Raw genomic sequence first — 24,163 nt, 5'->3', positions numbered from 1 at the left:
GAAAATGATGCTAAGAGCATCAAAAAAGCATAGGCTAGGTCTACCAATAACTTTTTATTCTGGAGACCTAACCCATGCTTTCTTTTTCTTCTAAGCTTGCAGCCACGCTCGGTGCTGCTGCGGTGACCATTGGCATCGCTGCACCGATTGCCACGGCCGCACCTGCACCCACACCGCAGGAAACCAAGCCCACCATTTCCTGGGAAGACTGCCCTGAACAGGTAGACATCGACGACGCCGAATGCGGACGCATCGAGGTTCCCACGTACTACGACAACCCAGAGGCCGGCACCATTAGCGTCGGTTTTGTGCGCGTTCCCGCCGCCAAGCCAAGCGCCCGCCGTGGCGCGTTGTTCACAAACCCTGGTGGCCCAAGCGGCGATGCTTATGGCTGGGCCGGCAATAGCGCTATTCCGTGGCCACAGGCCGTGCGCGACGAGTGGGACACTATCGGCGTACAGCCACGCGGCCTTCCAGGCTCCACCCCTGTCAAGTGCGATGCCACGGCTACCAGCGACCCACTCCGAGGAAGCCTGCAGGTAGGAAAAATCACTCGCGATGCCTGCGAGAAGAACACCCCGGGCTATACCAATTCTTTGACCACCGCCAATACCCTGGAGGATTGGGAGATGGTACGCCGCGCCCTGGGCGAGGACAAGATTGATATCGCCGGTACTTCTTATGGCACCTACCTTGGCTCCGCTTATGCCACCAAGTATCCGGAGCACACCGGCAAGGTCTTGTTGGATTCCGGTATGAGCCCCAAGCTGGCGTGGAATGGCATTTTTGCTTCGCAACAACGCGGCTATGAAAAGGGACTGCACGATCTCTTTGAGTTCATCGCCAAAAATGATGCCAAGTACCACCTCGGCACCACCCCGCTGCAGGTCTATGAAAAGTGGTCTCAAAAGGTAGCTCGTGAGGCAGGTGTACGCCCTACCGTCTTGCCACCGAACGCCAAGATTGGTGACCTACCTCCAGGCCTCGAATTTGCCGGTCAGCCCGGTGCGGACATTATGTCGGCCACCGGCCCATTGCGCGTGCAGGCGGAGTTCCTCAGCCAGAAGATTCAAAACCCCAACGCCCTGCAAGTAGCTTCCCCGTTACTGAACATGACGCGCCTCCTTGTTGTACCGACCCCTTCGCAATGGGATGCCTTTGCCAAGCACCTCAACGGTAGCGAACCTATGGATGCGGAGCAGGCCGACCCGGAGGCCCTGCGCAAACAGCAAGAGTCCCTCGCTCAGGCGTCGAATATGCAGAACCTCATTGTCTGTAATGAAAATACCGTGCCTGGAAATCCGCTGCTATACCCGAGCTACCTGTGGTCCAACTTCGTCAGCGCTGATCCCTTCACCCAATTCAACTCTCTCTACGGCTCCGGCGCGGGCTGCGGTGGCCGTGCGCCGGTCACCGGCCAGGCGCCTCTCGACGGCTCCAAGCTCGCCACCAAGCCCCTCCAGATTCAAGCAACGGGCGACCCACAAACGCCGTATCAATACCACACGAGCCTCTCCAAGCCGATGCAGTCCCGCGTGGTCACCGTCCATGGCCCCGGCCATGCGCACTTTGCCTCTGGGAATAAGGTTGTCGACGACATCGGCTTGCATTACCTGCGCACCGGTGAAGTCACTACCACCGACGCCCCCGGGTTGATTTAGTCCCCCACTACCCCATGCGCTAAAATCACATCGTTGGGAATTTTCCCAGCGATGTCTCCGTAGCTCAGCGGATTAGAGCATCGGTTTCCGGTACCGAAGGTCGCAGGTTCGATCCCTGTCGGGGACACAGTTACCGCTGGCCACCAGGTTTTTCTGGTGGCCAGCGGTTTATTTATCTTCCGACCCGCTAGCTATTTCCACTCCGGATTGGCGGTATCCACCCCTTGTGCCTTAGCCGCATGCTCAATCGCGTCCGCCACCCACTGGGCCAGCCCTTCCTGCTGCGCCTCATAGTGAGCACGGAAGCGCTCATCGGTAACGTAGCCGCGGGAAATTAAGAAGTGCTTTGCCGGCGTTACAGGAAAGAAGGCGCTGAGTGCTGCGCGGTGCTTTTCGACGAGCCCCTGGGCCTCCTCCGAGTCCGGTGCCACTCCACTGGCTACAGCCTGGGCCAGCTCTTCCTCTACCTCGGCCACACCCGCCTGCGCATCGCTCCAGTTCTGCTTCGACCAGTCGGCAGTGCGTTGCTGATACATTGCCCAGTCCTCGCTCGAACCATAGGCCTCTTCAGCTTCTTGTTGATGCGCGGCGAAGTTAGCATCGCCGACAATGTGTCCGATTTCTTCCACAGTGAGCTTTCGTTTATTCATTGCATCCTCCATCAAGGTGTCAATCGCTGCCAGCATTTCACTGAGGTTGTCGCGCTGGGCAAGCAAGCTTTCCCTCTGCCTCTGCAAATGTTCTATATCGGAGGCAGCGCCATCTAGCAGCTGTTTAATATCGGTCAATTTCATACCAGTGGCGCGGTAGATGAGAATCTTCTGCACTCGGGCACAGTCTTCCTCGGTATATAGCCGGTAGTTGGACCAGCTGCGCCACGTGGGTGACAGCAAACCTTGCGCCTCCCAGTGATGCAGCGTGCGCACCGTAATACGGAAGAGCGCTGCTACCTCGCCAACGGTATAGAGAACTTCATCGATGTCGTCCATGGCTTCATTGTCGCGCCTTACGCCACGTCAGGGTCAACCCAGAGAAAATCTGCAGAATCTCTTGCCAGAGTGTTGGGTTTATGCAACACTTGGGTGCATGACAGCAAACGACAACCCTGTTTCTACAAAGGTCCGTGCCGAGCGGTTCCGCCGACCAGGCCCCACCCGTGGATTAATCGCGTCTATGTATCTGTGCGTAGCCATTTCCGCGATTTCCCTCATCTGCGCACTAGCGTTTTCCTCCTACTGGTCTCTCTTGGCCATGTCTGTAGCAATGGTCCTCTCGTGCGTCCCGTGGACCATTCTGCGCATAACCATCGATTCCAAGGACAGCAAGCCGCTGTCTTTTCTCGATGAATATGAAGCCCAGGTCCTGGATGAGTGGCGCCGCAGGGCCTTCAAGCTGTCTACTTCCCTGCTATTTGTCGGCGGTTTCGCCACGCTCCTCGTGGGAAATTGGTTCCTCGGAGGAGGGATTACCGGCACTATTGGTACCAAATACTTACTTGGGGCCGGCTATTTTCTGCTTTTTAGCTTCTTCATCTCTACCACCCTGCCCGCCGTCGGCTACGCACTAACCTTCAACCAGAACACGGAGCACTAATATGCCCACCTTGACCATTGACCACCTCAATAAGTCCTTCGGGGAGACGCAAGCCCTGCGGGATATGACCTTTAGCGTTGGCGAGGGCGAAATCTTCGGGTTTGTCGGCTCCAACGGCGCCGGAAAGTCCACCACCATGCGCATTGCACTAGGTGTGCTGGCGAAAGACTCCGGCGAAGTCTACTTTGATGACGCCCCGATTAATGACGATAACCGCCGCCGCATTGGTTATATGCCAGAAGAGCGCGGCCTCTACGGGAAAGAACCGCTGCTCAGCCAGTTGGTCTTCCTTGGCACGCTGCACGGTATGGACAAGTCTGCCGCCAAGCGCGCCGGCGCTGAGCTCCTTGAGCAGCTAGGCCTGGGCGAGCGCATGGACGATAAGCTCGATGACCTCTCCTTGGGCAACCAGCAGCGAGTACAGCTCGCGGCCTCCCTTATCCACGACCCAGACATGCTGATTCTGGACGAGCCCTTTTCCGGGCTGGACCCAGTTGCGGTCAACGTCATGTCAGACATGCTGCGCGAGCGCGCCAACCGTGGCGTTCCCGTCATTTTCTCCTCGCACCAGTTGGACTTGGTGCAGCGCTTATGTGACCGCGTGGGCATTGTGACGAAGGGGCACATGGTGGCCGAAGGGGGCGTCGATAAGCTGCGCAGCCAGGGCCCGCCGCGCTTTGAGGTCGCTACCCCAGCACGCGGCTGGTACCCGGAGGGCACGGAGCTGGTGGCCGAAACTCCCGACGCCGTGGTAATCCAAGCAGATCCCAGCGTTGATGACCAGACGATCCTGCAGGCTGCCCTAGCCGCTGGCCCAGTGCATTCCTTCGGTCGCAAGATCCCAGACCTGACCGAGCTTTTCCAGGACGTCGTCACTAGCAACCAGAATGAGGAGGCCTAAGCCATGCAGTATTCCGCAATGAAGACCATCGGCGTGGTAGCCAAGCGTGAAATGGCAGTCACGCTGAAGTCGAAGATGGTAGTGGGCACTATGCTGCTCCTCATCCTCGGCGCCATTATCGCCCCAATTGCTATCAGCTTCTTCAGCGGCGATGAAGAACCTGATTCCGTAGCCGTCGTGGGGATGGAAGCGTCCGCCTTCAAAGATTCCGGCATCGATGCCACAGCAGCGAAAGACCGCGCGGAAGCCCAGCAATTGGTTGAAACTGACGAGGCCGATGCCGCCCTCGTGCCGGCAGAAAACGACGGCTGGGATCTCTTGAGCAAGGGCGATACGCCTGCTGCGGTGACTACCACCGTCAACCAAATCGTTTCTTCTCAAGCACAAGCAACGGCGTTGGAAAAGCTCAATATTGACCCGCAAGAGTTAGAAAAGGCTACCCCTTCGACCGCCGTAAATCAGGTGAATTTAGAAGAAGAGGATGGCACTGAACAAAAGATGACCGGTGTAGCCACGGTCCTCATTGGCGCAATGGCGGTGGTCTTTTCTGTCATGACCTTCGCAGGCCTGATTGGCGGCCGCGTCACGGAGGAAAAGTCCTCCCGCGTAGTGGAAATCATCTTGTCCTCCGTGCGCCCAGTAGACTTCTTGGCCGGCAAGATTTTGGGCAATACCATCGTCGGTTTCTTGGCCACCCTCCTCATCCTGGGCGGTGGCGCGATTTCGATTGCTGCGTCCGGCCTGGCTAGTGACCTCGAGCTGGACTATGGCTTGGTAGCCGTCCTCCTTGTAGGCGAGATTCTAGGCCTGCTTTTCTTTGGCAGCCTCTACGCTGCAGCCGGCTCCATGGTGCAACGCACCGAGGATCTCCAGTCCACGCAGGCACCGATCCTGTTCCTTGTCTTTGCCACCATGTATGTACCGATGTTCGGCTGGATGCACCTGGATGCCACGTGGATGCAGGTTATGACCTGGTTGCCGCCGGTTTCTATGCTGGTTGCTCCGATGCAAGTAGCCGGGGGCAACCTCAGCTGGTTGGGCTTGCTAGCTAGCTATGTGCTCATGGCTGTGGTGACCGCACTGATTATCGTGCTAGTCGGACGCATCTACCGCCGCGCCATTTTGAATAATGGACGCAAGATGACCTGGCGCCAGGCGGTGGGCAAATAAAACAATCGGGCTCCCCGCCGTGTGCAGGTGAGCCGGATTCTTCTATGTGCCGAAGCTACTGAGTAATGAACTCGTTGGTGATCGGCTGGGTGATGTCCAAGGTGCCGTGCTCGATGTAGTACATACCGAAGAACATGGCTGCCACCATCACCAGGGCCAGCAGCATGGAAGGAATCCACTGAAGGAATACGGGAACCCAGCCATTGCCCTTGTCGCGAGCTGCTGCTTCGCGCTGTTCCTGAGCCTCACGCTCGTTCATAATGATAAAACCTTTCGATCCACCGAGGATTAACTACGGATATCTTAACAGTTAAGTGCTTATAAGGCCGCATTCCTCGCACTTTTGATTGACGCCGAAATTTCGCCCTTAGATTCCGGGGTCCTCGTTATTGAGCAGTGCCTCTACGAAAGACTCGCGGTCCGCGAGCATACGCTCGATGTCCTCTTCCGCGCCGACAATCCATAGCTCAGTGTCTTGGTCATAGGTCAACACGGAGTCTGGGGAGGCCTCTAGGGCCTCTTCCATAGCGGAGACTTGTTCCTCGCTGGCGGCATCATCCAGGTGCGCTTCGGGGTCACCGATGCGTGGACTAAGCTCCTCCAACGCGGTGATTCCGTAGGTCTTATATTGTTTCTTTGGGTGCTCAAAGAGCTCTTGTCCCATCATGGAGCTTAATCCCTTCCGTGTAGTAGCGAATCTGGTACGTATCCCTCATAGCCGGGGAGGTTTTTGGCCTGCAAAACGCCGTTAAAAAAGCGCCGCAGCGCAGGCACGTCCTCGGGCTGCAGGTGGTCAAAAACCATGCGGCGGACTGATTCCACGTGTTCGGGGGCGGCGCGCCGCAAGTGTTCTAGGCCCACGTGAGTAACGCACACATTGATCCCACGGGCATCTACCGCGTCTGGTTCTTTATAAAGCAGGCCGCGCTTTTCCATGCGGGTTACTTGGTGGGAGGCGCGGGAGCGATCCCACTCTAGCTGCGTGCACAACTCGTGCAGGCGCAGGTGCTGCTCCGGTGCCTCAGACAAGGCAACGAGGACAGCAAACTCGGAGGCAGATACCTCGCCGCCGGCCTTGAGCGTTTCATCCATTCCCCTATTAATCTTGCGCACAGCGCCAAGGAGCAGGCGCCATAGTTCCTGCTCCTCGTCGTCTAACCAGCGAGTTTGAGAAGGCATGGCACTAGATTACCCCTTTGAGGGAAGCAATGGCGCGCTCGCTGCGCCCCGGCACGCGAGAATAGCGCTCCGGCATGCAGGTAAAGACCAATACCTGGTTATCCCGTCCCACGTGGGAAAAGAGCGTAGCCATGAGTTGCAGGCGGTGCGCGTCGGTAGAACCCAGCGCATCGTCCACGATGACCGGCACCGACTCCGCCCCTACCAATTGCGCGATGGCAAAGCGGGTGAGGATGGCCAACTGCTCGCGAGCACCGCCGGACAAGCTGGCCAGGTTCACCGTCTCTTTATCCTGGGTACGGGCGGTCACGCGGAGATCTTCATCGAGCTCGAAGGTGATATCGCCACCGTAGACGGTGCGAGCCAGCTGTGAGAGTGCGTCCACGAAGGGCGCGGCATAGCGCTGGCGGGCGGCATCGCGGTGCTTGAGTAAAAGTTCGCGCAGATAGCAGGCTGCTTGCGCGCGCTTGTCTACGCTCTCGTACACCGCGCGAGCCATCTCTACCGCTGCGGTGGCCTGCTGGGCGCGCTCTGCGGCACCAGAGTGGAAGTTGATTTCGCTCGACAGCCTGCCAAGGTCCACCTCACTACGCTGGATGCGTCCGGTGAGGTATTCCAGGTGGGACTGTGCGCCTTCTACCAGCGAATTGGCGGTATCAAGATCAACCGCTTCCATCTGCTCCAGCTGCCCGCGCAGCTCCGCCACGACGGTCTCCAAACGGGTGACCTCGGCATGGAGCGCCTCGTCGGCGGCATGCTCGCGCGCGGAGGAGAGCTCCCTGGTCACGCGCTGTGTATTCTCGCGGGCGGCGGTCAGTTCGGCGTTTAAGCGCACTACCTCGTGGGCAAGACGGCTTTCGCGATACGGCACCAGCTCGCGGTCGAGCGCATTGACCTTTTCGCTGGCTTCTTCCTCCGCGGCTTCGGCGGCAGCAAGATCTACCTCGCCCGCATCCGCAAGGTCCGCCACCTTCTCGGACAAAGCGGAATGCTGGGCGCGGAGGTCGCCTAAATCATCCGGCCCCAGTTCCACGGCAAGAGCCCGGGTGGCGGCATCCAGAGTGTCGTTGAGCGCGCGGTGCTCCTCATGGGTCTTTTCGGCCGCTTCGACAGAATCCACGCCAAGGGTATCGAGCAGGTCCTGCAGTCGCGTGCGGGCCTGCTCCACATCGCGCAGGGTGTCTTCGGCCGAGTAGGCCCCAGCGGAAAAGCGGGCGGTGATATCACCAATGGTGATAACTCGGGCGTCGACAAGCTCGATGGCTGTGTCCTCGCCTAGCTCGATGTCTTCCCCATCAACACGGATCCTAGAACCATCCGGACCCGAAAAGTGCACCTTGGCGGCCGCAGCCTCGTGCAGGCGCGTGGCCACAGACAGCGCCGAGTCCGCCTTATGCAGGCTGCTGATATCGGCCGCGGTGATCTCGCGTCCGCGCTGGGCAATGGCTGCACGGGCCTGGTCTACCTCGGCGGCGAGGGCGTCGAGCGATTCCAACCGGGCGCTTAACTGTTCAAAACTCTGCCTATCTTGCAGGCGGCGAGCCTGTTTGAGAGTGCTGCGGGCCGCGGCATAGTCCTCTTTTGCCTCTGCCAGGCGCTTGTCCAGTGACTTCTTTTCCGCGGCTTCTTTTTGAGCTTTTTCTTGCGCGCTGGTGAGCTTCTGCTCGGCGTCCTTGGCAGCCGTGGCAGATTCATCGGCTGTGGCGACGAGCCCGGCGCGCTCGGTAACCGCTGCTTGGGCGCGGGCGAGGTCCTCGATGGCGCGCTCAAGCGTGGCTTTGTGGGAATCCAGCGTGGCCTGCGCGGTTGCGGCTTCCTCCGCCTGGGTCTGCTTTTCGCTGAGATCGGCTCGGGCGGCGGGAAGCTCGGCTTCGGCGGCGGATTGCTCGCGCTGGAGTTGCTCGTAGCGCTCGACCACGGAGTCCAGCTCCCGCAGAACGCGGGTGGCCTCGGCGTGTTCTTCTTCGGCGTGTGCGAGGGCTGCGGCGGACTCCTTATATTCACCGGCTGGGTTGCCCTTCGCGGCGGTGAAGTAGCGCTGGTATTCCTTGTCCACGCGGGCCAAGAGCGCGGAATCGTCGCCGGAGACCTCTTCCTCGGCCAAGCCGGATTCGCGCTCTAGCGCCCGGGTAAGGCTAGGAATGCCGACGGCCGAGATGGCCTCGCCGGTGTCGTCTTGGCGCATAAAGAGGGCGTCGACAAGCGAGCGGTCCAAGTGCTCCGAGAGGATGCGCTCCAACTCATCATCGGCCTGACTGCCAGTAAATTGCGCCGGCCGCGGGGAAGAAATGTGTAGCTCGCAAGATTTCTTGGAAAGCCAGCGCTTGGCAATGCGAAAGCGGTAGTCGCCTACGCTAAGTTCAGCCGTGATTTCCGGGGCCACGTCCTTGCCCACCGGTTGCAAGGCACGAATGCGCTTGGATCGGCCACTGTGTTTTTCGGTGAGCACCACGTCGAGCGCCTCCACGATGGTGGATTTGCCGGCCTCGTTTTCGCCGTGGATGACCACGACGCCGGACTCGGGCAGATCATCGAGGACCAAGTGCTCGATGCCCCGGACGTTATTAAGTTCTAGGCGGTGGATGCGCATTAGGACTGTCCCTCCAGGCGGAATAGCAAGTTGGCAGCGTCGCGGGCGACGGGATCCTCGCGGTTATCCAGCAGCTCCTGCAGGGCCTCGGCCGCGTAGCCGGAAATATCAAGGCTAGCTAGTTCTTCCTCGCTGGGCTCGAGGTAGAGATCCATGGTGCGCTCTCGGGGGCGAAGGGAGGCAAATACGGCCTCGTACTCATCTAATCCGCGCTGCAGGCGGGCGTGGGCCTCGACGCCGAGCGTGCCGCGCAGGCTATATTTCACGGCCGTGCGCACCTTATCCGGGTACTCGCCCAAGCGTGCCAAGAACAGGTCCACATCCTCGGCGGAATCCACGGCGGCATCGACTGCCTCAAAAGTCCAGCGTCCGATGCGGCGCTTCTCGACGTCCACCTCATCCCCCACGCGATCCCCCACACGCACCACCAGCGCATTGCCAGAATCCGACTCGCCGCCGCCGGTGCTCGTTTCCTTAAAATCCGTGGTTTCTGGACTGCCGGAGAACCACACTCGGCCGGTGGTGCCGAGGCTTTCGGTGGAGTGGGTATCGCCGAGCGCCAGGTAATCAATCACCCCGCGATCCAGGCAGTCTTCAACGAAGGCTAGATCGATGGTATCGGCGTCATCCTCGCCAGAGCGGGAATCCACCTGCCCGTGACCAACGGCGATGCGAATGCCCTCGGCCGGCTCCAGCGGCTCGAGAGCGTGGCGGACTAAGTCGTGGTTCGCGCGCTTGGACAGATAAGGCGCGCCAACCAGCTCCACGCCGGGGGCCACCTCAATCGGCTGGGAGTCCGCAATAACGTGAACATTATCGGCGCTGGTCTTATAAAAGACCGAGTCCGCCACCAGCGGGTCATGATTGCCGGGCAGGACGTAGACCGGTACAGGTAGGCGCTTAAACATTTCCGTGGCGCGGGCGAGGATTTCGCGGGAGAGGGAATTGTGCTCAAAGACATCGCCGGCTACGACGATGAAATCCGCCCCGGTGTCCTCGGCCAGCTCGCCCAGCCGCATGATCGCGGCCTCGCGGTCATCATTAAATCGGCCCTGGGCCTCGCCCTTCAAGAACCAGCGGGTCATGCCCAGCTGAAAATCGGAGGTATGGATAAACGTGGTAGCAGTCATTAGTGCGTGAGGTGGTAGTAGAGGTCTTCAATATCGGATACCGCGCGCAGAAGATCCAGGTTGGTATGAGAAACCGAACGCATGGCCTTGCGCAAGAGGTCCGGATCGGAGTCATCGATGGCCGGGGCTACCTTGGGCTGCGGCAGCTTGGGCAGCTCACGGCCGTTCCAGAAGATGTCATTCTTTTCTTCCTCGGACAGCCCACTTGGGGTAAAGCTTTCGCGGCTGACTGTCTTAGCCTGTTCGAGGACCATGCGCTCCAGGCGGGCAAAGTCCAAGCCACGCATATTAAAAATGACAGCCGGGTCCGCATCCGCCCGGGTGGCGAGCTTATCGCCCACCGCCACGATGTGCTTGCACACGTACTCGCCGTCCGGGCAGTCACAGGTCAGGCGCAGGTCTTCGGCCTCGGGGGCGAAAAGGGTGTCTAGGGCGGCGTCGGCAAGCAGGCCTTTGCGTGCATTGGCAACGGAATTGGGGGTGCGGGCGAATTCGGTGGCCAGCTGGGCAATATCGTCATTATTGCGGTAGGGCAACTGGATGAGCACCGCGAAGGGCTCATTCTGGGAGCCGGCCACGCGGCCGTGGATGGCGCCGTTGCGCACCTCCAACCCCACGACGTGGCCGCCCTCGGCATACTGGCGGCCGCGGGTAATCCGGCCGCGATCCGCACCGTGGGAGGTAAAGGCCGCGATACGCGAGGCCGTCGTGGACAGGATGCGCCCGCTGCGGTCGACGTGATTGACCTCAGCCGGGGTGCTTACCCGCTTGCGGGTACCAAAATTGGCATAGATAACGTTGTCATCGCCTTTAACAGCCATGGATTACTCCCTCCCCCGGTAGCTCATGAGTGCGGCCAGCTGATCTGGGTCCAGCTCGGTGAGCCAACCCTCGCCCTCGCCCACGACGGCGCCGGCCAGCTGCGTCTTACCATCCAAAATGTCCTGGATAGATTCCTCCAGCGTACCCGCGGTGATCATCTTATATACCTGCACATTGCGGCGCTGGCCAATGCGGAAGGCGCGGTCCGTCGCCTGGTTTTCCACCGCCGGGTTCCACCAGCGGTCCATGTGGACGACGATGGAAGCAGCCGTCAGGTTCAGGCCGGTACCGCCGGCCTTGAGCGAAAGGATCATCGCCGGCGGACCATCCTCGGACTGAAAGTCTTCCACCATCTGGTCGCGCTTATTTTTGCTCACCCCGCCGTGGAGGAAGGGGATCTCCCGGCCGAGCTGATCGCTAAGGTATGGCTGCAGGATATCGCCAAAGGCCTTGTATTGGGTAAAGACCAAGAGGCGCTCGCCGGATTCAGTGGCCTCGTCCACGATGCGCATGAGTTCTTTAACCTTGCCGGAGCGATGCTTGCCCTTGAGCGTCACCGGCGAGCTATCGCCCAGGTAATGCGCGGGGTGATTACAAATCTGCTTGATACGGGTGAGCGAGGACAACACCAGCCCACGCTTATTCATTCCCGTAGCTTCCTGCAGGTCTTTTTTCACCTGGTTGACCAGTGCTTTATACAGGGCGGCCTGCTCGGTGGTCATGGACACGGTAAGGATTTGCTCGGACTTTTCAGGCAGATCGTCGATAATATTCGGATCCGTCTTCACACGGCGAAGGATAAACGGCGCGGTGAGCTGGCGCAGGCGTTCAGACATCTCTTCGTCATCATTGCGCTCGATGGCCTTAGCAAAGTGATTGCGGAAGAACGAGGCGGAGCCCAATACTCCGGGATTACAAAAGTCCAGGATGGAGCGCATCTCCGAGAGGCGATTTTCCACCGGGGTACCGGTCAGCGCCACGCGGTGCTCCGAGGGCAGCGAGCGCACGGCCTTGGATGAGCGCGTCGCGGAGTTCTTGATGGCCTGGGCCTCATCTAGAACAACGCGCTGCCAGCCTACCTCGCCCATGTCCTTAAAATCGCGGCCCACGGTGCCATATGTGGTGATAACCAGGTCGCACTCAGTAGCGGCTTGAGCGAAGTCTTCGCCCCGCGGGCGGCTTGGACCATGTTGCACCATAACCTTGAAATCTGGGACGAAGCGCTGCGCCTCGCGCGCCCAGTTTCCTACCACGGAGGTTGGCGCCACGACGAGCGTGGGGCCAGTCTGCTCACCGCGCTCCTTTTCCACCGCGAGAAGGGACAGTAGTTGGAGGGTTTTGCCGAGCCCCATGTCGTCGGCAAGCACGGCGCCTATGCCATTGCGAGACATCCAATACAGCCAGTCGACGCCGCGACGCTGGTACTCGCGCAGCTCCGCATGGACAGTTTTGGGAATGTCCACGCGCTCTGGGGCGACCTTGTCCACCCCGCCGAGCAGGGCCGTATGCCAGGTACTGCCAGTGAACTCGATGGGTTCTTGGGTCATGGACTCGAGCGCCAGCTCGCGCAGCTCAGCCACGGTAACCTGCTCGTGTTCTTCGCCACCCTCGTTGAACTCTTGGCGGCGCCGCTCCACGTCCGCCATTAAGGCTTCCCAACCGGGTTCGCCGAGCTGCTTGGCTATCTCCGCGGTAGCGGCCAGCTGCTCAAGTTCCTTCTTCTTGCGCGCCAGGGACTTCTCCCGCAGCGCATCCATGTATCCGGAGACCTGGGAGACAACCTGCTTATCGGCCATGACCCACTTGCCGCGTAACTGGATAAGTCCGGACTTGGAATTGACCAAGTCCTCCATTTCTTCCTCGGTCAACTCCACATCGCCCACGGACATGCGCCAGTTATAGTCCACCAGCTTATTCATGCCAATGTGCTTTTTAGTGGCGGCCTCGGCCGGATCGCGGGCCTCGTGGGTTTCCAGCTTGGCCTTCGTTTCCATCTGCGCCCAGGCCTTGGGCAGCATGACAGTCACGCCACTGGCCTTGAGCTTGTCCACCTCGTGCGTAACAAAATGGGTAAGTTGGTGGGTTTCTAGGTAGACATCCCAGTCGCCGTCGCCGGGCTGCGGCAGCTGTGCGGTCTCCCCCAGCGTGGGCGCGATGCGCACAGCCTTGCGGTGGGCTTCCCGCAGCTTTTCGACGCTCGCCCTATCCAGACTCTGCGCTGACACCGGCCGCGGAGCATCCGTGCCCGAGCGCACCCGCACGCGCACCGGCCACTTGGCCGCATCCGGGTCATCTTCTGCCGGTTCTTCCACGATGTAGACCAATTGGAGTTCCACCTCGTAGATGGAATTCTTCCACTCATTGAGCCCGCGCAAAAGCTGCGCGCGCCCACGCCGGATCGGCCGCGTATCGAGCAGGGCGCGGGCGAACTCGTGCCACGGCATCGGCCGCGGTGCTTCCGCCACGGGCCGCAGCTCTCGAAACGCGATCCAGTGCGTGAGCTCATCGGCCATGTCATCCGACAGTGCCCGATTATTAACATGCAAGATGCCGGGCGCGGCTGCCATCATCTCTGCAAGCCACCCGCGCTCCCCCAAGCCGGAGGCCAGCTGCCACATGGGGAACCACTCATTGGCCTGGTAGGCCAGCCGGAACGTCACGCGCCCGGCGCGCACGAATTTGCATAGGCCACTGTAGGCATGGAGCAGCCACTGGAGGTCAGGGGCGATGGTGGCAGGCGGCTTGTGATTCAGGTGTTCCATCTGAGTAAGCGCCGCGACGGCCTCTTCTGGGCCGAACATTGCCATCGGCACCATCAAGGACACGTCCTTGCCCTTGGGCGTGCGCAGCGAGACCCGCGCCCGGTTGCGGAAAGATTTCTTCCCCAGGATGGACTCTACCGCCGGCGGGAAGGTGCCTTCAGGAACGGCATTGGGCATGACAATCTTGTGCCCTTCTACCTGTTCAATCCACAGACCAAGCCCCGTAACGGGGAGCCACAGTCCATGCACGAGGTAAGAAGCCATAACCGCCAGCATAGCAGCCCTTCCAAGTTTGTTACACGCTCGTTATATTTCCCTCTTTCCCCAGTTGAACGATAGAAAATCCAAACGGAGACATGCGTCACACCTGTATTTTCGCTTGGGTTAACCTTGTGACCCCGTTAACGTGAATATGTCCTACATATCACTACAAGGAGTAAAACGTGCAAGATTCAACTTGGTACGTCATTGCGATGATCGTGTATCTCCTCGCAATGGCAGCCATTGGCTACTGGAGCTACAAACAAACCGACCAATATGACGATTATGTTTTGGGCGGCCGTGGCCTGCACCCATTCGTAGCGGCTCTTTCCGCTGGCGCATCCGATATGTCCGGCTGGCTACTCATGGGCCTGCCCGGAGCTCTATTCCTTTCCGGCATGTCCGAGCTGTGGATGGCCATCGGCCTGCTCGTCGGCTGCTGGGCTAACTGGAAGTGGGTCGCACCGCGCCTGCGTTCTTACTCGGAAATCGCGGCCAACTCCATTACCGTGCCGTCCTTCTTTGAAAACCGCCTGCACGATAAGTCCCGCCTGCTGCGCATCATCTCCGCAGCCATCATTATTTTCTTCTTTACCTTCTACGTCTCCTCCGGCATGGTTTCCGGTGGCCGCTACTTCGAGTCCACCTTCGGTGGCGACTACCTCACCGGCATGCTCGTCATCGCTGCGGTGACCATCTTCTACACTTTCGTCGGCGGCTTTTTGGCGGTGTCTTACACGGACGTCGTCCAGGGCGTTCTTATGTTCGTCGCCCTGATGATCGTGCCGATCATGGCCATTGTCTCTCTCAGCGATCCATCCTCGATCTTCTCGTTTGCCGCCAATAATCCCTATGGCACCGATGGCGTAGTAGAAAATGACAGCTACTTCTCCATGTTCGCAGGCGTATCCGCCGGCGTTATCATCGGCAACCTGGCCTGGGGCTTGGGCTACTTTGGCCAGCCGCACATCGTTGTCCGTTTCATGGCGCTGCGTAAGCCTTCCGACGCCAGCCAAGGCCGCTTCTACGGCGTGACTTGGATGGGCCTGTCCGTCATCGGCGCAATCTTCGTCGCGCTCTCTGGCACCGTTTACTTCACCCAAACCGGCCACAGCATCACCGACCAGGACAATTTCGAAACCATCTTCCTGGACATGGCACAGGCCATGATGCACCCGTTGCCCGCAGGCTTCGTCCTGACCGCGGTTCTAGCCGCCATCATGTCCACCATGTCTTCCCAGATGCTCGTCGTCTCTACTTCCCTCATCGAGGACCTCTTCCTCATCTTTGCCAAGAAGAAGCCAGGCGAACAGGTCCTCATCAACCTCTCCCGCACCGCAATCGTTGCCATCGCGGTCATTGCCGCCCTCTTGGCGATCAACCCGTCTGACTCCATCCTTGGCCTTGTGGGCTTTGCGTGGGCAGGCTTCGGTTCCGCTTTCGGCCCAATCATCTTGCTGTCCCTGTACTGGAAGCGTTTCAACGCCACCGGCGCGATTGCCGGCATGCTCACCGGCGCCATCGTAGCCATCGGCTGGGGCATGTCTCCGCTTTCCGATACCCTCTACGAGATGGTTCCTGGCTTCTTCCTGGCCCTCATTGTGGCGGTCATCGTCACCAAGCTCACCAAGGAGCCAGCACCGGAAGTTGTTAGCGAGTTTGAAGAGGCCACCAAGCTGGCCAAGCTCGTGGAAAATGACTCCAGCCTCGACTTCGAGGAGGCCGCGGAAAAGGTCACCGATAAATAATCGGAACCATCACGGACTCCACGCAGTCCAATAGGACATGAAGTCCTATTATCTGGCCGCGCTATCATGCGTCACCGTCCTTATCGGCGCATGGTATGCGTGGCCTTTTCCACGTTTTGAGGTCGATACCGTAGCTGCACGCCCTAACGCCGCTGGTTACAATCGCGATGATTTCGGCATCTGGCAGCCCCACGGTGCCTGTAGCACCCGCGAGGCCATTCTGGAAAGCCAGGCCAGCGATCCCCTCCACGATTGCCATGCCCGCAGTGGGACCGTCTATGACCCTTATAGTGGCACCACCATTCCTGCCACTTCACCCATAGAGATCGACCACATCTTTCCGCTCTCCGCGGCCTATGACATGGGCGCTTCCGAGTGGGACCGCGAGACCAAAGTGCGCTTTGGCAACGATCCGCTCAATCTCGTAGCCACCAGCCGCAAGCTCAACCAAGAAAAGTCAGATGCTCTTCCTGCCGAATGGCTTCCGCCGACCAACCGCTGCGAATATTCTCGCCGCCTCGCAGACATCGCCCGCAAGTACTCGCTTCCGCTCCCTTCCGCGGACGTGCGCGCCATGCAAAGGCAATGTCGGATAGCCCTACTCACCGGAAATTGATTAGGGTAAATGTGGCAACTTTCCGCGATTGAAGGGTTCTTTCAATGACTACTTTCCTTGTATTCCTCCACGTGGCTGCAGCTATTCTCTTAATCGGTCCAGTCTGCGTATCTACCTCCAGCTTCCAGACGCAGATGGCAAAGGCAGCACAAGGTGAGCACGCAGCACTAGGCTCCGCCCGCGTTCTGCATAACATAACCAATACCTATGGCTACATTTCCGCTATTGTGCCTATCCTCGGGCTCGGCGTATTTCTCTCCGATATCAGCGCCTACAAGTCCGAGGTAAACTTCCACATCGCCATCTTGGTTGCCATCGTCGCGTGGTGCTTGCTCTTCTTCGTCATCATCCCTAAGCAGAAGAAGGCAATGGCCTCCCTCGAGTCAAACGAAACCTTTGACTACGCGGCGGCAAAGAAGCCACTGTCCGCGTTCGGTGGCGTATTTAACCTCCTATGGATCATCTGCCTAATCCTGATGTACGTCCACTTCTAATTGGTCTTCTAGAAGGCCATCTACTCTTCCGGGACAGTTTCTTCGCTGTCCCGTTTCTCGTTTTCCAGCTCTTCTTTCAATCTCTGTGCATCCTCGTGCGCATTGTGCCGACGCCGCTGTGTCGCCTGCGCCACCGTCTGCGCCCACCTCCGATTTTTCGCTGCGAGTGGCCCGCTAGCTTCGTCATAGACCCACGTGGAATCCTCAAAAAGCCAGACTATGTCCCCACTAATCGGATCCTTTATATAAAAGGCCCGCCCATCAGTCTTGATGTTGTGGTGATGTTGGCATAGGCACGCAAGATTGGCCGCCGCCGTAGGCCCTCCTTCGGCAAAGTCGTGTCGATGGTCCATCTGGGAAGCCATTGCTGGCCGCGTGCAGCCGGGCCATCGGCAGGTTCCGTCGAGTCCTTCCACAAAGGCACGGATATGGGGCGGAGTTACGTAGTTTCCACTTTCGTCCTGTGCTGCCTTTTCCATATCGCGGACGGTTGTCGCCCGCGTTTGCATTTCGTCGGCAACCTCTGGCGAGACCCAACCCAAACTTTGAACGAAGGCTGGCGCATCAGGAAGATCGCAGCGGTACATATTGAGCACCACCTTCGCCTTGGCTTCAGCCTTGCCGGTGAGCAGAGCAACTGCCGCTTGGGCAAAGGAAATGTCCTTCTCCGTAGCCACGCTGCGGATATTTCGGTCAATGATTTCGGCGGTTTCTAGGCCCACGTCGAGACAAACTGCAGCCCACTCCCCTCCCGTGGGCTCGAGGTTATAAGACTCCTTACGGCGTGGATCGCGTGCGGCGATAGTGGGATCGAGGCGGACAATAAGCTCCCGCAACTTACGCCGCAGGTTGCGATGGGAGGGCAATTTTTGGTTGGGGCGCTTGGGGGTGAGGTAGGTGGTTAATTCGGCGTCGATAAGCAGCCGTTTATCGGCGTCAATCTCCCCTAGCTTGGAAAGTGTCTGGTCGATAGTAATTAAGCGGTCTAAATCTAGGTGATAGAGCTCTTCCTGCCGCGCTTGAAGGTGTGGTAGCTCCTTTAAGCGCTCAAAGGCGAAGATAATATTTCTAATTCGAGACTGCCGCGTACCAGTAAGGTCCGACAACGATTGGCTGATGATTTCGATATCCTCATCCGGATCTGGATGCAGGCGCCTCCATAACAAGTATTCGGCCTTGCGTATGGTTGTAGCTGCTCGTGAGGTTGAATTTTGTGAATTGGTATTGGCAAAGTAGGGCGCATTCATAGACTTCCCCCGCAGAAGTTTCCCTAGAACATGTTTGCGCTTTTAGTATATAAAATCGCTCCGACACGCTACCCCCGTTTATAGTAAAACTGCTGGTCACAGCGCATGAAAAAATGGGCCTCCGAAGAGGCCCATTGAGTCGAAAAATTTAGTCGCGCCAGCGTCCACCGCGCTTGCGTCCACCGCCGTGATCACGGCGTGGTGGTCGGCCGGTGTCCTTTTGAATATTGATGAGCTGGCCGGAAATGCGCGTATCTTTTAGGCGCTTGAGCACAGCTGGATCCAAATTCTTCGGCAGGTCCACCAAGGTGTGGCCTACCGCGATGGTGATGCGGCCAAAGTCCTTGGCGGACAAGCCACCCTCATTGGCGATGGCACCCACGATGGCTCCCGGGCGCACATTTTGCCGCTTGCCGACGTCCAATCGGTACGTCTCAAAGTCACCATCCGGCCGCTTTGGCCCACGGCCCTTGCCGCCACCCTTGAAGTCGCGGTCGCGCTTGCGATCGTCACGACGGTCGCGCTTTGGCTTCGGAAGCGGTTTGTCTTCCATCAGGAAGTTCTTGCCGCCTTGCAGCATAACGGCGAGGGCTGCAGCAATATCGTCCATGGCCGCGTTGTTCTCCTCGGAGTACTTGCGTACCAAAGAGCGGAAAAAGTCCGCCTGCTTATTGTCCATGGAGTTGGTAATGGACTGCGCGAACTTTTCCTTGCGCTTTTCATTGACCTCATCGACGGAAGGCAAATCCATTTCTTCCAAGCGGGCATTGGTTACGCGCTCAATGGAACGCAGCATGCGTCGCTCGCGCGGAGTGACGAACAGGATGGCTTCGCCAGAGCGCCCCGCGCGGCCGGTGCGGCCGATGCGGTGCACGTAGGACTCGGTGTCGTTAGGAATATCGAAGTTAACCACGTGGGTGATGCGGTCGACGTCGAGGCCACGAGCGGCAACATCGGTAGCCACGAGGATGTCCAGACGGCCATCCTTGAGCTGATCGACGGTACGCTCGCGCTGCGCCTGCGCAATATCACCGTTGATGGCTGCGGCGCTAAAACCGCGGTCCCGCAGGGTCTGGGCTACCTCTTCGGTCTCGTGCTTCGTGCGGCAAAAGACGATGATGGCATCATAATTAATGACCTCAAGGATGCGGGTGAAGGCATCCATCTTCGCGCGATGCGGGATGAGGAGGAAGCGCTGCGTAATGTTGTCATTGGTGCGGCGCTCGGACTTCACCGTGACCTCGGCAGGGTTGTCGAGGTAGCGCTTAGACAGGCGACGGATAGCGTTCGGCATGGTGGCCGAGAAAAGCGCCACCTGCTTGCGATCCGGGGTGTCCTCCAAGATACGCTCAACGTCTTCCTGGAAGCCCATGTTCAGCATTTCATCGGCCTCATCAAGGACAAGGAACTGCAGCTGAGACAGGTCCAGCGAGCCCTTCTCCAAGTGGTCGATGACGCGACCTGGAGTACCCACGATGACCTGTGCACCGCGGCGCAGACCGGATAGCTGAATGCCGTAGGCCTGACCGCCATAGATAGGCAGTACCTCGACGCCCTTGAGGGACTCGGCGAAGGACTGGAAAGAGTCTGCCACCTGCAGGGCCAGCTCACGGGTTGGCGCGAGCACAAGTGCCTGCGGGTGACGGGCCTTGGCATCAATTTGCGACAGAACCGGCAGCGCGAAGGCCGCGGTTTTGCCGGTACCGGTCTGGGCAAGGCCGACTACGTCGCGGCCTTCCATCAAGATCGGGATGGTTTCTTCTTGAATGGGGGACGGCTTGGTAAAGCCTACTTTCGCAACGGCTTCCAGAATCTTCTCTGGCAGGCCAAGATGCGCGAACCCCTGGGAATTGTCGTTGGCCGAGTCTTGAGACTCAGCGCCGGTGTCCTCAGAAGTATTCGCAGCCCTGGTGTCCTTGGTGACACCTTGCGAGTTGTCCTGAGATTCCGACTTTTTAAAATCTTCCGGCTCGTTGACGCCGCCGGTGGCGTTATCGGTAATGCTCATTGCTTCACCAACCCTACGCGATTGTGGCTATAAACTCCATTGCGCAGCTCCTAGATTTTCCTAGCCCAGATTTCCTGCCCTGTTCGAAGCAGTTCGAAAACACCGAAGTGTGGTATCGGGGCGGTCTTCTACTGTGCAGCCTATGAGTCATCCACGCCCACGATTCCTTGACGACCAAGCACGTATCCGTGCCAAGCTAAGTTCTTATCCAGGGTTCAGCACGGAACTGGACCCGCCGGTAGACCTTTATCTGTCCTCGCTGTCTACGGGCCTGATCTATCCCACTAGGCGCAGCCCTCGGCCACAGAGCGGAGGGTATGTACACATTACAGACCGGCGTTTTCATCTAAACCCCGTCTTTCGCATAACCGGGGTGGAGGATAATTTTGAATTTTATGTGGTGGAGCTAGATCCAGTGCGCTTTCACCGCACGGAATACGCCGCACGCCCAAAGCTTCTTAGCCTCGGCAGCGTGGTGGACAACGAGAACACAACCTACTTTCCGGTGGAGTTTGATTTCGCACCCCGTGGCAAGTTTGTGACCTTTAGTGCCGTCGATAAGCCTAAGATAGGCCACCTATACTCCTGCTTTACTTCACGGCCTCGGCACCCTTTATGCCTGCGCATAGAATCCACGGAGGACAAAAATGGGCTGGTGCGTGCCCAAGTGAGCGAGGTCTATAGCGATTTTGAACGCGGAGAAAGAAAAGGACCGCGAAAGGACTATGGGCCCGACAACCTCCCCTACCGGCCACCGGCTATCACCCGCAGGGACGTAGAGATAGAGCTAGGGCGCTTTCGTCGCCTCTACGACCCAGAGTCGTGGACTGTCCACGGTGCACAAGACGAAGAAACCCTCTTTATGGTGGAAGATCCGGATGGATCGCGCGCAGTCTTTATCGGCAAGAAGGATGCGTGGCTACATATGACAAAAGAAAAAGGCCGCCGGCTATATCAGATAGCGGCGACCTTTCTAGCAGAGCGCTAGGCTCCGGCGATAAAGGTGCGATAGCTCAGCGGCATGCCTGGGCGGTAGGCCAAATGCACGGCGCTGGGGGCGTCGAGTACGTGCAGGTCGGCGGCGGCACCTTCCACGATGGTGCCCTTAGCGGGTCGGCCCTGCGGGTCGAGACCATTGCCCACGTTGTGGCGACGCAGGGCGGTAGCCCCACCGGTGGTCGCCGCGTGGATGGCCTCATCAACGGACAGGTACTGCTGGAGGACCGCGGTGGTCACGCAGTAGTTCATCGAGGAGGTATAGGACGTGCCGGGGTTGAGGTTGGAGGCGATGGCGAGGGTTGCGCCGGCGTCGAGAAGCTTGCGTCCTGGGGCTAGCGGCTCGCGGGTGGACAGATCGCAAGCCGGCAGCATCGTGGCCACGGTATCGGAGTTAGCCAGCAGCTCGACGTCCTCGTCGCTCAAGTGATTGACGTGGTCTACCGAGGCCGCACCCAACTCCACGGCTAGGGCCACGCCTGGGCCTTCGCCCAGCTGGTTGCCATGCACACGCAGGCCAAGGCCTAGCTTCTTACCGGCTTCCAGTACGCGCCGGGATTGTTCCTCGTTGAAGGCTCCGCGCTCGCAGAAGACATCGATCCACTGCACATAGGGAGCTACTCCCTCAAGCATCGGGCCAACGACTTCGTCGAGGTAGTCTTCCGCATCTGCTCCTGGCGGCACTAAGTGGGCACCAAGGAACGTCACGTCATCTACGTGGCGGGACGCGACCTTAGCGGCCTCTACCTCGGACTCGGTGTTGAGGCCGTAGCCCGTCTTGGTCTCGAAGGTGGTGGTGCCGCCGCGACGGCCAGCGGCCACGCGATCTGCCACCAGCTTATCCAGGCGGTCGGTACCGGCCTGGCGAGTGGCGTCCATGGTTACGGCGATGCCGCCAGCCTCATAGGAGCCGCCGGAGATGCGGGCCTCAAACTCAGCGGAGCGGTCACCGTCGAAGACCATGTGGGTGTGCGAATCGACCCATCCCGGCAGGACGGCGCGGCCACCCAGGTCCACCTTCTCATCGGCGGCCGGCGCTTCGGATGCCGGGCCAATCCAGGAGATGGTGCCGGATTCGGCTACCAGGGCGGCGTCGTTAAGCGTGCCGCGCTCGCTGACCGTACGGAGTTCTGAAATGCCGGTAAAAAGTGTGCTCATCTAGTCCCTTGCCTTGAATTCCATTGGAATGCGGACGCCGCGCTCATCGGCGACCTCCTTTGCGCGAGTGTAGCCGGAATCAACGTGGCGGATAACGCCCATGCCCGGGTCATTGGTCAGCACGGCGCGCAGCTTAGCCGCAGCAAGCTCGGTGCCGTCCGCAACGGTAACCTGGCCGGCGTGGATGGAACGGCCCATGCCTACGCCGCCGCCGTGGTGAAGGGAAACCCAGGTAGCACCGGAAGAAACTGCAGTCATGGCGTTGAGCAGCGGCCAGTCAGCCACGGCATCGGTGCCATCGAGCATGGCCTCGGTCTCGCGGTATGGGGAGGCCACGGAGCCAGAGTCCAGGTGGTCGCGGCCGATGACAATAGGAGCCTTGATCTTGCCCTCGCGCACGAGGTCATTGAAGAGCAGGCCAGCCTTGTGGCGCTCGTTATAGCCGAGCCAGCAAATGCGTGCCGGCAGGCCCTCGAATTCGACGTACTCCTCGGCGGCGTCGAGCCAGTTGTGCAGGTGCTCGTTATCCGGGAAGAGCTCCTTGAGCGCTTGGTCGGTGACCTTGATGTCATCTGGGTCACCGGACAGGGCGGCCCAGCGGAACGGGCCTAGGCCCTCGCAGAAGAGTGGGCGGATATAAGCCGGGACGAAGCCGGGGAATTCGAAAGCGCGCTGGTAGCCGGCCTTGCGAGCCTCATCGCGAATGGAGTTGCCATAGTCAAAGACCTCGGCACCCTCATCTTGGAATTCGACCATGGCCTGGACCTGGGCCGCCATGGACTCACGAGCCTTCTTGGTAAAGGTGGTCGGGTCTGCCTTGGCCTCGTTATGCCAGTCCTCCATGGTGATTTCAGAGGGCAGGTAAGACAATGGATCGTGGGCCGAGGTCTGATCGGTGACGATGTCCACGGTAAATTCCCCGGCGCGCTGGCGGCGCAGGACCTCTGGGAATACCTCGGCAGCGTTGCCTACCAGGCCTACGGAGAGCGGCTTCTTGTTTTCCTTAGCGTCAAGAACCAGCTTGAGTGCTTCATCTAGGTCGGTGACAACCTCATCGAGGTAGCGCTTATGCTGGCGGCGCTTCAGGCGGGTTTCATCAACGTCGACGATGAGGCAGGCGCCACCGTTAAGGGTGACGGACAGCGGCTGTGCGCCGCCCATGCCGCCGCAGCCGCCGGTCAGAGTGAAGGTGCCGGCCAGGGTGCCGTTGAAGCGCTTCTTGGCCACGGCTGCGAAGGTCTCGAAGGTGCCCTGCAGGATGCCCTGGGTAGCGATATAGATCCAGGAACCGGCCGTCATCTGGCCGTACATCATCAGGCCTTCATCCTCGAGCTTGCGGAAGTGCTCCCAGTTAGCCCAGTCTCCCACCAGGTTGGAGTTAGCAATAAGCACGCGCGGTGCCCACTCATTGGTCTTCCAGATGCCCACCGGCTTGCCGGACTGCACCAGCAGGGTTTCATCGGATTCGAGGTCCTTGAGGGATTCTACGATGGCGTCAAAGGCTTCCCAGCTGCGCGCTGCACGACCGGTGCCGCCGTAGACCACGAGGTCCTCGGGGCGCTCGGCAACCTCGGGGTCGAGGTTATTCATGAGCATGCGCAAGGGCGCTTCGGTCTGCCAAGACTTGGCGGACAGTTCGGTTCCGCGCGGGGCGCGTACTTCGCGTGGTTGAGACATGGCTTCCTTTCTTCGTGCTTTTTCGACGCCCTCCCAAGTCCCCTAGGCCGGTGTCCCGGGGCTGTCCCCGAGGACTTGTTCGGCGTCACATGTCATAAAGTACTGTGACCCAGCTCTGTGTACCATGCCACATGAACCCTAACTGTCTCG

20 protein-coding genes and 1 tRNA gene are annotated in these 24,163 nt (G+C 59.3%); 9 read left to right on the top strand and 12 right to left on the bottom strand.

The annotated features are described in order from the left end of the window. Positions 1–74: 74 nt before the first annotated feature. Entirely contained in the window at positions 75–1,661 is a 1,587-nt protein-coding gene (locus MHK04_RS08960) for an alpha/beta fold hydrolase (protein WP_239208287.1), read from the top strand. A gap of 53 nt (positions 1,662–1,714) precedes the next feature. Next, positions 1,715–1,788: transfer RNA gene (locus MHK04_RS08955), tRNA-Arg, on the top strand. 64 nt (positions 1,789–1,852) lie between these two features. Here MHK04_RS08955 and MHK04_RS08950 read toward each other — a convergent pair. Beyond that, positions 1,853–2,650, bottom strand: a complete 798-nt coding sequence (locus MHK04_RS08950; RefSeq protein WP_239208286.1) for a MerR family transcriptional regulator — start codon at positions 2,648–2,650, stop codon at positions 1,853–1,855. 97 nt (positions 2,651–2,747) lie between these two features. On the opposite strand from MHK04_RS08950, the gene MHK04_RS08945 reads away from it, so the two are divergent. Genes MHK04_RS08945 through MHK04_RS08935 form a run of 3 tightly spaced genes read left to right on the top strand, consistent with a single transcriptional unit; the run spans position 2,748 to position 5,325 of the window. Further along, on the top strand, positions 2,748–3,254 hold the full coding sequence (locus MHK04_RS08945) for a hypothetical protein (RefSeq protein WP_239208285.1): 507 nt from the start codon (positions 2,748–2,750) through the stop codon (positions 3,252–3,254). Between the two features lies 1 nt (position 3,255). After that, positions 3,256–4,155, top strand: coding sequence for an ABC transporter ATP-binding protein (locus MHK04_RS08940; RefSeq protein ID WP_239208284.1), 900 nt, complete (start codon positions 3,256–3,258; stop codon positions 4,153–4,155). 3 nt (positions 4,156–4,158) lie between these two features. Further along, positions 4,159–5,325, top strand: a complete 1,167-nt coding sequence (locus MHK04_RS08935; RefSeq protein WP_239208283.1) for an ABC transporter permease — start codon at positions 4,159–4,161, stop codon at positions 5,323–5,325. 55 nt (positions 5,326–5,380) lie between these two features. Here MHK04_RS08935 and MHK04_RS08930 read toward each other — a convergent pair whose 3' ends face one another. From MHK04_RS08930 to MHK04_RS08900, 7 genes are all read right to left on the bottom strand, one after another. Next, positions 5,381–5,584 (bottom strand): hypothetical protein, encoded by a 204-nt coding sequence (locus tag MHK04_RS08930; protein WP_238801053.1) that lies wholly within the window; start codon positions 5,582–5,584, stop codon positions 5,381–5,383. 108 nt (positions 5,585–5,692) lie between these two features. Next, the gene (locus tag MHK04_RS08925; RefSeq protein WP_239208282.1) at positions 5,693–5,992 is read right to left on the bottom strand and encodes a molecular chaperone GrpE; all 300 of its coding nucleotides are present in this window, start codon (positions 5,990–5,992) and stop codon (positions 5,693–5,695) included. 5 nt (positions 5,993–5,997) lie between these two features. Further along, positions 5,998–6,504, bottom strand: coding sequence for a MarR family winged helix-turn-helix transcriptional regulator (locus tag MHK04_RS08920; protein ID WP_200287721.1), 507 nt, complete (start codon positions 6,502–6,504; stop codon positions 5,998–6,000). 4 nt (positions 6,505–6,508) lie between these two features. After that, the gene (locus tag MHK04_RS08915; protein WP_239208281.1) at positions 6,509–9,094 is read right to left on the bottom strand and encodes an AAA family ATPase; all 2,586 of its coding nucleotides are present in this window, start codon (positions 9,092–9,094) and stop codon (positions 6,509–6,511) included. Beyond that, positions 9,094–10,224 (bottom strand): metallophosphoesterase family protein, encoded by a 1,131-nt coding sequence (locus MHK04_RS08910; protein WP_239208280.1) that lies wholly within the window; start codon positions 10,222–10,224, stop codon positions 9,094–9,096. Before MHK04_RS08910 ends, MHK04_RS08915 begins: the two co-directional genes overlap by 1 nt. After that, the gene (locus MHK04_RS08905; protein ID WP_086588051.1) at positions 10,224–11,045 is read right to left on the bottom strand and encodes an SWIM zinc finger family protein; all 822 of its coding nucleotides are present in this window, start codon (positions 11,043–11,045) and stop codon (positions 10,224–10,226) included. The genes MHK04_RS08910 and MHK04_RS08905 overlap by 1 nt, the downstream gene beginning before the upstream one ends. Positions 11,046–11,048: 3 nt before the next feature. Continuing rightward, complete coding sequence (locus MHK04_RS08900) at positions 11,049–14,072, bottom strand: DEAD/DEAH box helicase (RefSeq protein ID WP_524811745.1); 3,024 nt, start codon at positions 14,070–14,072, stop codon at positions 11,049–11,051. Between the two features lie 179 nt (positions 14,073–14,251). Here MHK04_RS08900 and putP point away from each other — a divergent pair, with 179 nt between their 5' ends. Genes putP through MHK04_RS08885 form a run of 3 tightly spaced genes read left to right on the top strand, consistent with a single transcriptional unit; the run spans position 14,252 to position 16,927 of the window. Further along, positions 14,252–15,817 carry a sodium/proline symporter PutP gene (putP, locus tag MHK04_RS08895; protein WP_023021794.1) on the top strand — a complete coding sequence of 522 codons (1,566 nt, stop codon included), beginning with the start codon at positions 14,252–14,254 and terminating at the stop codon, positions 15,815–15,817. Between the two features lie 37 nt (positions 15,818–15,854). Further along, positions 15,855–16,433, top strand: a complete 579-nt coding sequence (locus MHK04_RS08890; protein WP_023021795.1) for an HNH endonuclease family protein — start codon at positions 15,855–15,857, stop codon at positions 16,431–16,433. Between the two features lie 44 nt (positions 16,434–16,477). Then, positions 16,478–16,927 carry a hypothetical protein gene (locus MHK04_RS08885; RefSeq protein WP_023021796.1) on the top strand — a complete coding sequence of 150 codons (450 nt, stop codon included), beginning with the start codon at positions 16,478–16,480 and terminating at the stop codon, positions 16,925–16,927. A gap of 20 nt (positions 16,928–16,947) precedes the next feature. Here the strand turns inward: MHK04_RS08885 and MHK04_RS08880 are convergent, their stop codons facing one another. Both MHK04_RS08880 and MHK04_RS08875 read right to left on the bottom strand, forming a co-directional pair. Further along, complete coding sequence (locus tag MHK04_RS08880; RefSeq protein WP_239208278.1) at positions 16,948–18,174, bottom strand: HNH endonuclease signature motif containing protein; 1,227 nt, start codon at positions 18,172–18,174, stop codon at positions 16,948–16,950. 148 nt (positions 18,175–18,322) lie between these two features. After that, the gene (locus MHK04_RS08875; RefSeq protein ID WP_239208277.1) at positions 18,323–20,182 is read right to left on the bottom strand and encodes a DEAD/DEAH box helicase; all 1,860 of its coding nucleotides are present in this window, start codon (positions 20,180–20,182) and stop codon (positions 18,323–18,325) included. Between the two features lie 142 nt (positions 20,183–20,324). On the opposite strand from MHK04_RS08875, the gene MHK04_RS08870 reads away from it, so the two are divergent. After that, a complete protein-coding gene (locus MHK04_RS08870) occupies positions 20,325–21,170 on the top strand; it encodes a hypothetical protein (protein WP_239208276.1) in 846 nt (281 codons plus the stop codon). On the opposite strand, the gene hutI is transcribed toward MHK04_RS08870, so the two are convergent. Together hutI and hutU are read right to left on the bottom strand one after the other, a co-directional pair. Next, the gene (gene hutI / locus MHK04_RS08865; RefSeq protein WP_023021800.1) at positions 21,167–22,336 is read right to left on the bottom strand and encodes an imidazolonepropionase; all 1,170 of its coding nucleotides are present in this window, start codon (positions 22,334–22,336) and stop codon (positions 21,167–21,169) included. The genes MHK04_RS08870 and hutI overlap by 4 nt on opposite strands. Beyond that, positions 22,337–24,013 (bottom strand): urocanate hydratase, encoded by a 1,677-nt coding sequence (hutU, locus tag MHK04_RS08860; RefSeq protein WP_239206546.1) that lies wholly within the window; start codon positions 24,011–24,013, stop codon positions 22,337–22,339. Between the last annotated feature and the right edge of the window lie 150 nt (positions 24,014–24,163).

The sequence above is a fragment of the Corynebacterium nasorum genome, from assembly GCF_022345765.1.
In the GTDB taxonomy this organism is placed as follows: Bacteria; Actinomycetota; Actinomycetes; order Mycobacteriales; family Mycobacteriaceae; genus Corynebacterium; species Corynebacterium kefirresidentii.
This window is presented reverse-complemented; position numbering and strand designations above follow the sequence as displayed.